A 6904-nucleotide genomic window follows, 5' to 3' on the forward strand; every position below is an offset into this window, starting at 1 on the left:
CAGCCACCAGCCAAGCGGCTCGGCATCGGGATCCGCGGCATGGACGTGGGAGATAATCGTCGCGGCCGCATACGGCGCCGGTTTTTTGGCCCCGTCCCGCGCCAGATCGACGACCAGATCGACGCGTGGCGAGCTGTCTTCCTTCTTCGGCAAAGAGGTCTCGCGCGATCTGATCGGCATGCTGCGCGCGCAGGATCTGATCGCCTCGGGGCCGCGCAGTCCGCAGCCCGGCGCGCCTTACACCTATGTGACGACCAAGAATTTTCTGTCGCAGTTCGGGCTCGACACGCTGCGCCAGTTGCCGGATTTCGAGGCGCTCGAGGACGCCGGGTTGCTGTCGAAGGAGAAGCTGCTGGCCGGCGGTATTCCAGCCGGGCTGGCTAACGGGGATGGCGAGGACGATCTCGTTGGGGACCGTGAGGCCAAGGGCAGCTTTAAGGGAGCGGATGGGGAGGTGACGGGCGGATTGGTTAGATAGCGGACCTTCTCTAGTGGATTGACCGGGACAAAAGAGTCCTCTTTGGGATTCCGCTGAGCTTTCTGGCGTGCGAGTCTGGGAAGATGCGTGATGGCATCAGTTTCATCCTCTCTGCCGCGGACCGTCAACGATTGCGCGCCATTACATCCGCCCCGCGGAGCCTGCAGAAGCACGTCTGGCGGGCGCGCATCGTGCTTCTGAGCGGCGATGGTCTGGGCACTTCGGGGATCATGGCCGAGACCGGCAAGTCCAAGACCTGCGTCTGGCGATGGCAGGAACGCTTCATGCACGCAGGTGTCGACGGTCTCTGCTTCGCGACAAATCCCGTCCGCCCGGCAAAGCGCCGCTCCCGCCCACGCGTGTCGCGGAGATTGTCCGGCTGACGCAGGAACCGCCTCCACACGAGGCGACCCACTGGACGGTGCGCGCCATGGCGAAGATGGCCGGCGTTGCCGCCTCGACGGTGCAGGCGATCTGGAAGGCGCACGGCTTCAGTCCGCATCGCTGGCGCAGCTTCAAGCTGTCGAACGACCCGGCCTTTGCCGAAAAGCTCACCGAGATCGTCGGCCTCTATGTCGATCCGCCGGCTCATGCGGTAGTGCAGTCCGTCGATGAGAAGTCGCAGATTCAGGCGCTCGACCGCACCCAGCCCGGCCTGCCGATGAAGAAGGGCCGCGCCGGCACTATGACCCATGACTACAAGCGTCACGGCACGACCACGTTGTTCGCCGCTCTCAATGCGCTGGACGGAACGATCATCGGGCAGAACATGCAGCGCCATCGCCTCAGGAGTTCATCCGTTTCCTCAAACGGATCGAGCGCGCGGTGCCGGCCGGCAAGGCGATCCATGTGGTCCTCGACAACTATGCGGCTCACGAGAAGGACAAGGTCGAGGAATGGCTCGCCCGCCGTCCACGTTGGACCTTCCACTTTACGCCGACATCATGCTCATCCGGATGTGCTCGGATGCAGGCAGGCGCTGCGTAGATATGGTCTGGGAAGACTTGGTGCCCGGCAAAGTGCTCTCCCGCCGGGCGTTCGACAACGCGATCGTCGTCTCGATGGCAATGGGCTGTTCGACAAATGCTGTGATCCATCTCGTTGCAATGGCCCGGCGGGCCGGGCACGACGTGACACTCGATGATTTCGACAGGGCAAGCCGCATTGTCCCGGTCATCGCCAATGTTCGACCCAGCGGCGACACATACCTGATGGAGGATTTCTATTACGCCGGCGGGCTGCCAGCCCTAATGAACCGTCTGGCCAGCCAGCTTTCCCTTTCCGAGATGACCGTCAACGGACAAACAGTGGGAGACAATATCGCCGATGCCGAGGTCTACAACGATGACGTGATCAGGTCGCTCGACAATCCGATTTACCCCGAAGGAGCGCTGGCTGTCTTAAAGGGAAATCTTGCCGAGAATGGCGCCGTCATCAAGCCGAGCGCGTGCAGTCCGCGCTATCTGCGCCATACCGGGCCCGCGCTTGTTTTCGACGACTTCCCCTCGATGAAAGCGGTGATCGACCGTGACGACTTGGATGTCACCGCCGATCACCTGCTGATCCTGCGCAACGTCGGCCCGCAAGGTGGGCCAGGGATGCCTGAATGGGGAATGCTGCCGATACCGAAGAAGCTGGTGAAGCAAGGCGTGCGCGATATGGTCCGGATATCGGACGCACGAATGAGCGGAACCACCTACGGTGCCTGCATTCTTCACGTCTCGCCAGAAGCCTGGGTAGGTGGAACTCTCGCCCTCGTAAAAACTGGCGATCTGGTATCGATCGAAGTTCCAAATCGCGAAATCAGGCTGGAGGTTGGGCCAGAGGAACTCGCAGATCGACGGGCGGCGCTAAGGCCGCCGGCACCGCGATTCACGCGTGGCTATGGTGCGATGTTCTCTAAGCACATTCAGCAAGCCGATAAGGGATGCGACTTCGACTTTCTGGAAACCAGCTATGGTGGACCCACAGACGACCCCGCGATCTTTTAGAAATGCCAGCATGCCCGATCAGGCACTCGGCTATCGAATGTCGTCCATGGACACGGCATCTGCATCGAACAGGTGCGGGAAGCTCGCTTTCAGGACGTTGATCGTCGGGAAGATACTGTCGACCTGAGCTTGAAACGCCTTCTCTGCTCCATCCTCGTCGCGATCCCTGATCCGGGCATAGATTTCTTGGTGCTCTTCCAGCACCGGGTCAAACGCGTTCTCAGTCGGAAATGCGTGTCGGCGGATTCTATCCAGCTGCCCTGTAGCCATATGAATTGTCTTCCAGGCATCAGAAAATCCGGCACACTCGCAAATGAGGCGGTGGAATTGGTTGTCGAGCGCAAAGAAAGCGCACTTCCAGAGTGTCCCGAACCATATGGCCCTGCAACACCTGACGAAGAACGATGCGGTTCACGACCGTCCCGCCGCTAGGTCTGATCACGACGAGATTTTGCGTAGCTAGGTTTAGAATTGCCTCGCGAAGCGGCGTTCTTGAAATGCCCAACTCGGCGCAAATCTCTTTTTCCGCCAGAACTGCCTCAGGAGGCAGCCGCATCGATATGATCGCCTCACGGATGATCTCGTAGACTTGATGGGTTTTCGGCAAGCTGTCCGTGAGAGGCTTTCTCGCCAGGAATTTATTGAAGGAGTCCATGACCTAGTATTCCGCTTGAAGAACCCACATCTGCCAGGTCCGAGCCGCGAAGCCGAACCTATCCGGTTTTTCAAAACGACCCTACATGCTGACGTGCTAGGTCGATTGCCCGCGAGTTTTTATGGCATCGACATACATGGCTACGAAGATGACCGCCCCCGTCACAAGTTGATAAATGTATGGATCGGCTCCGACCTGGTTGAGGCCATTCGAGATTACCTGGAATGCAAGAGCTCCGAGCAATATGCCTGGAAGGATCTTGCCTCGTCCGCCAGATAGGCTGATGCCTCCGACAACGGCAACGGCGATGGCGTTGAATTCGAGCCCGCGGCCAAGAAACCCCGTGATCGAACCGACCTGAACAAAGCTCGCGGAAGCGGCGATGCCCGCAAACAGCCCCGACAAAGTGAAGACAAGGAAGGTGATGAGTCGGGTGTTGATGCCGATCCTCTGCGACGTTTCCTCGCTGTTTCCCAGCGCTGTGACGTGTCTGCCAAACACCGTGTGAAGATGAATGTAGTGAATGGCAATCAAGAGCAAAGCCAGAAGCAACGTATCAACGAACATGGGGCCTAAGGTTGAGTTGCCTAGATTTTGAATGCTGGGTGGTAGGGGTATGACGCGCGCTTCCGTCAACATCAACCCGATGCCGCGGAACGTGATCATCGTGCCGAGGGTCGTGATCAGCGAATTGATGCCTAAGACTGACACGATAAACCCGTTCAGTGCTCCCAGGAGCGACGCTGTCACCAGGATGATCGCGAAACCTAGGACAGGGCCTACCAGTCCGCTATCCATCAGGAGACCGCCGATCGAGCCTGCCAGGAAGGCTATCGAGCCGATAGAGATATCGATCCTGCCGCTCATGATCACAAAGGCAATTCCTGTTGCCGCGGCAGTTACGGGCACCATGGCATGCAGCATAGCGAACGCATTGCCGACGGTTGCGAAGTTCGGCGCTGCGATCGAGAAGCCAACGATCACTACCAGCAAGATGGCTCCAAACCCTATGACTGGGAGCCGCAGCGTTACCTTCGGAGAGTTCGTCGACACGGCGGTCATTGGACGGTCTCCTGCGTTTGAGAAAATGTCGGTCGAGCGGAAATCGATTCCATCAGCTCGTCCTTGGTGGCGCTGCCTGGCAGCTCTTGCGTTATCCGGCCGCGGTTGATGACGACGTAGCGGTCGGCGACGCGCATGATTTCTTCGAGTTCCGAGGAAATGAAGAGGATGGCGGCGCCGTCTCTCGCAAGTTCGACGCTTAGCTTAAGGATTTCGTCCTTCGCTCCCGTGTCGAGGCCCCGGGTCGGTTCGTCAAGAATAAACAGCTCCGGCTTGAGCGGAAGCCAGCGCGCGAAGACGACTTTCTGTTGGTTCCCGCCTGAGAGCGTGCCAACGATCTGCAGCGGCGAGTTTGTCTTGATACCCAGGCGCTTGATGAGCATGTTCGCTAGAGCCGTCTCTGTGCCTCGGTCGACAAGACCAAACTTCGACTTCATCTTCTTCAGTTGGGGGAGTGAAATGTTCTCCGCGACGGTGAATGGAAGGATCAAGCCTTCGCCCCTTCGGTCTTCGGTCACCAGGCCAGTGATCTTCCGGAGTTCGTCGGGCGCAATTGGATTTGAGTTGCCTTCGGTGAACAACTCGACGTCGCCATGATCGATTCGATCGAGCCCCATGAGCGCTCGCACGAGCTCGCTTCGACCGGAGCCGAGGAGACCCCAAAGGCCCACAATCTCGCCTGGCCGGAGCGATAGGTTGATGTCTTCGAGAACGCGTTCGCGTGACAGGTTGCGCACCGTCAGCTTGGCAGGCTTGGTCGTAACATAAGGTTCTCTCAACCGCTCTGTCGCGGCGATCTCGCCGAGCATTTCGTGCAGGACGGCCGACGGCGTCGTGTCCTCGATCTTGGTGGCCGAGACGGTGTGCCCATTCCTCATCACCGTGACCGCATCGCAGATGGTGAAGACCTCCTCGAGGAAGTGGGTAATATAGACGACAGCGGTGCCCATCGCCTTCAGCTTGCCCACAACGCCGAACAAGCGCACCCGCTCGGGGCGTGAAAGAGAGGAGGTGGGTTCGTCCAGGATGACAATCCGGGGATTGGACTTCAAGGCTCGCGCCATCTCCAGCATCTGGCGGTCCCCGGTGCTGAGGTTCTCGACTAGTGTGTCTGGAGACACGCTGCAGCCCACGCGCTCAAGTAGATCCCGACATTGGGCTCGCATGCTTTCCCGATCGATTCTTCCGAAGCGTGTCGGAAAGTGATCGATGAACACGTTCTCCGCTGCAGTCATCGTCGGCAGCATCGTCAATTCCTGGTGGACGAACGCGATGCCGTGGCTTGCCGCGTCGCGTGCGTGCCGTAACACGACCGATTTGCCGTCTATTTCTATCGTCCCGTGATCCAGGGGAATGATGCCGCCCAGGACGTTCATCATTGTGCTCTTGCCGGCACCGTTGGCACCCATGAGCGCGTGTACTTCGCCTGGCATGACCGAAAGATTTCCCTCCGCGATGGCGACGGCGGATCCGAATGACTTTCGAATGCCAGTCATGGACAGGCGCGCGACCTCGCTCATGCTTTCCTCCTCAATGCCTGATCGAGATAGACGAAGATGATGATCAGTATCCCCTTCACGATGAGGCTGGCGAAATACGAAGCGCCGAGCTGATTCATCGAATTGCTGATCAACGTCACGAATAGCGCCCCTATGACAGCATGAACGGGACTGCCGATACCGCCGTAAATGCTCACCCTGCCGATCACGCAGGCGCTAATGATATCAAGGAGAAGGCTGTCGTTGCCGATATTGGCTGACGCAGACCCTAACCTGGCAACCAGGAACACCCCGGTAATGGCGGCAAAACATCCGGACAGGACGTAGGTGGACAGGATGATGCGCTTCACGTCCATGCGGGCGATAAGGGCCGCTCGCGGGTTAAGGCCCACAGCCTTTATCTGACGACCGAAGGCGCCTCTCCCGACGACGGCGGTGGCGACGATCGTGATAGCCGCCGTGATCCACACGAGCATCGGCAGGTTAAGAAGTCGAAACCGGATGACATCGTCGAAGATGAGAGGATATCCCGATACGCTTTGCGATCCGGTGATCCAGACGCTTGCGCCTCCTACGACCGTCATCGTCGCCAGGGTTACGACGAAAGGCGCCATGCCGAAGTAGGCGACCGCGGTGCCATTGAATGCGCCGAGTGCGGCCCCAACGACCAACATAACGATCGGCCCGATGAGTGCTATCTGCGTTGTCTGCATAGCAATCACGCCGATGATGGCGCTGAACGCAAGAACTGCGGGCAGGGATAGATCGATGCCGCCTCCGATCAGGACGAACGACATTCCGATCGCCAGCAGCGCCAGCACTGACGTCTGGACCAGAACATTGACTAGGTTGTTGACTCGGAAGAAGGCCGGAGCATTCAGATACATGAAGCCGAGCAGGACGATTGCCGCGACCGTGATCAGCCCGAAGATGATCGTGTTCTCTCTTCGCCTAGCGACTGCTTGCATCCCAACTCTCCTGCGTGGAAACCGTGTTCTGGGTCCTTGCCCGGGTGCCAAATGACGGGCCAAATCTGTCGGCGATGGAGCAGGGCCACCCTTTCGCTCCCGCGCCATCGCCGCCGCGATCAACCTCGCTTGAGGTTCGCCTTGGGGAAGCTGACGCCTATCGTGTAGTTCATCTTGCCCCACATCGAGAGCGCATAGACGTTGGCGCGCACGTCGGGGTTTACCGCGAGATTGTAGATCGCATCCCGCAC

The 6904-nt window shown here is 59.0% G+C and carries 5 protein-coding genes and 3 pseudogenes; 3 read left to right on the forward strand and 5 right to left on the reverse strand.

All coding sequences use genetic code 11. The features are described 5' to 3' along the window. Positions 1–121 precede the first annotated feature (121 nt). From EOA13_RS36130 to EOA13_RS36140, 3 pseudogenes are all read left to right on the forward strand, one after another. A pseudogene (locus tag EOA13_RS36130) lies at positions 122–478 on the forward strand (SMC-Scp complex subunit ScpB); the annotation flags it as partial. A gap of 83 nt (positions 479–561) precedes the next feature. Further along, positions 562–1429: pseudogene (locus tag EOA13_RS36135) on the forward strand (IS630 family transposase); the annotation flags it as partial. Beyond that, positions 1372–2469 (forward strand): annotated as a pseudogene (locus tag EOA13_RS36140) (dihydroxy-acid dehydratase); the annotation flags it as partial. The pseudogenes EOA13_RS36135 and EOA13_RS36140, both read left to right, overlap by 58 nt. 30 nt (positions 2470–2499) lie before the next feature. On the opposite strand, the gene EOA13_RS39225 reads toward EOA13_RS36140, so the two are convergent. From EOA13_RS39225 to EOA13_RS36160, 5 genes are all read right to left on the reverse strand, one after another. Beyond that, positions 2500–2847 carry an FCD domain-containing protein gene (locus EOA13_RS39225; protein WP_348629784.1) on the reverse strand — a complete coding sequence of 116 codons (348 nt, stop codon included), beginning with the start codon at positions 2845–2847 and terminating at the stop codon, positions 2500–2502. Further along, positions 2759–3124 (reverse strand): GntR family transcriptional regulator, encoded by a 366-nt coding sequence (locus tag EOA13_RS39230; protein ID WP_245490590.1) that lies wholly within the window; start codon positions 3122–3124, stop codon positions 2759–2761. The genes EOA13_RS39225 and EOA13_RS39230 overlap by 89 nt, the downstream gene beginning before the upstream one ends. 96 nt (positions 3125–3220) lie before the next feature. Then, positions 3221–4186, reverse strand: coding sequence for an ABC transporter permease (locus EOA13_RS36150; RefSeq protein WP_127297916.1), 966 nt, complete (start codon positions 4184–4186; stop codon positions 3221–3223). Next, positions 4183–5706, reverse strand: a complete 1524-nt coding sequence (locus EOA13_RS36155; protein WP_127297917.1) for a sugar ABC transporter ATP-binding protein — start codon at positions 5704–5706, stop codon at positions 4183–4185. Before EOA13_RS36155 ends, EOA13_RS36150 begins: the two co-directional genes overlap by 4 nt. Beyond that, positions 5703–6653, reverse strand: a complete 951-nt coding sequence (locus EOA13_RS36160; protein ID WP_127297918.1) for an ABC transporter permease — start codon at positions 6651–6653, stop codon at positions 5703–5705. Before EOA13_RS36160 ends, EOA13_RS36155 begins: the two co-directional genes overlap by 4 nt. Positions 6654–6904 lie beyond the last annotated feature (251 nt).

The sequence above is a fragment of the Mesorhizobium sp. M7A.F.Ca.US.011.01.1.1 genome, assembly GCF_003998295.1.
Classification (GTDB): domain Bacteria; phylum Pseudomonadota; class Alphaproteobacteria; order Rhizobiales; family Rhizobiaceae; genus Mesorhizobium.

Coding starts and splice junctions, on each gene's coding strand:
- EOA13_RS39230 (WP_245490590.1), bottom strand. CDS start 3,124: ATGGACTCCTTCAATAAATTCCTGGCGAGAAAGCCTCTCACGGACAGC.
- EOA13_RS36150 (WP_127297916.1), bottom strand. CDS start 4,186: ATGACCGCCGTGTCGACGAACTCTCCGAAGGTAACGCTGCGGCTCCCA.
- EOA13_RS36155 (WP_127297917.1), bottom strand. CDS start 5,706: ATGAGCGAGGTCGCGCGCCTGTCCATGACTGGCATTCGAAAGTCATTC.
- EOA13_RS36160 (WP_127297918.1), bottom strand. CDS start 6,653: ATGCAAGCAGTCGCTAGGCGAAGAGAGAACACGATCATCTTCGGGCTG.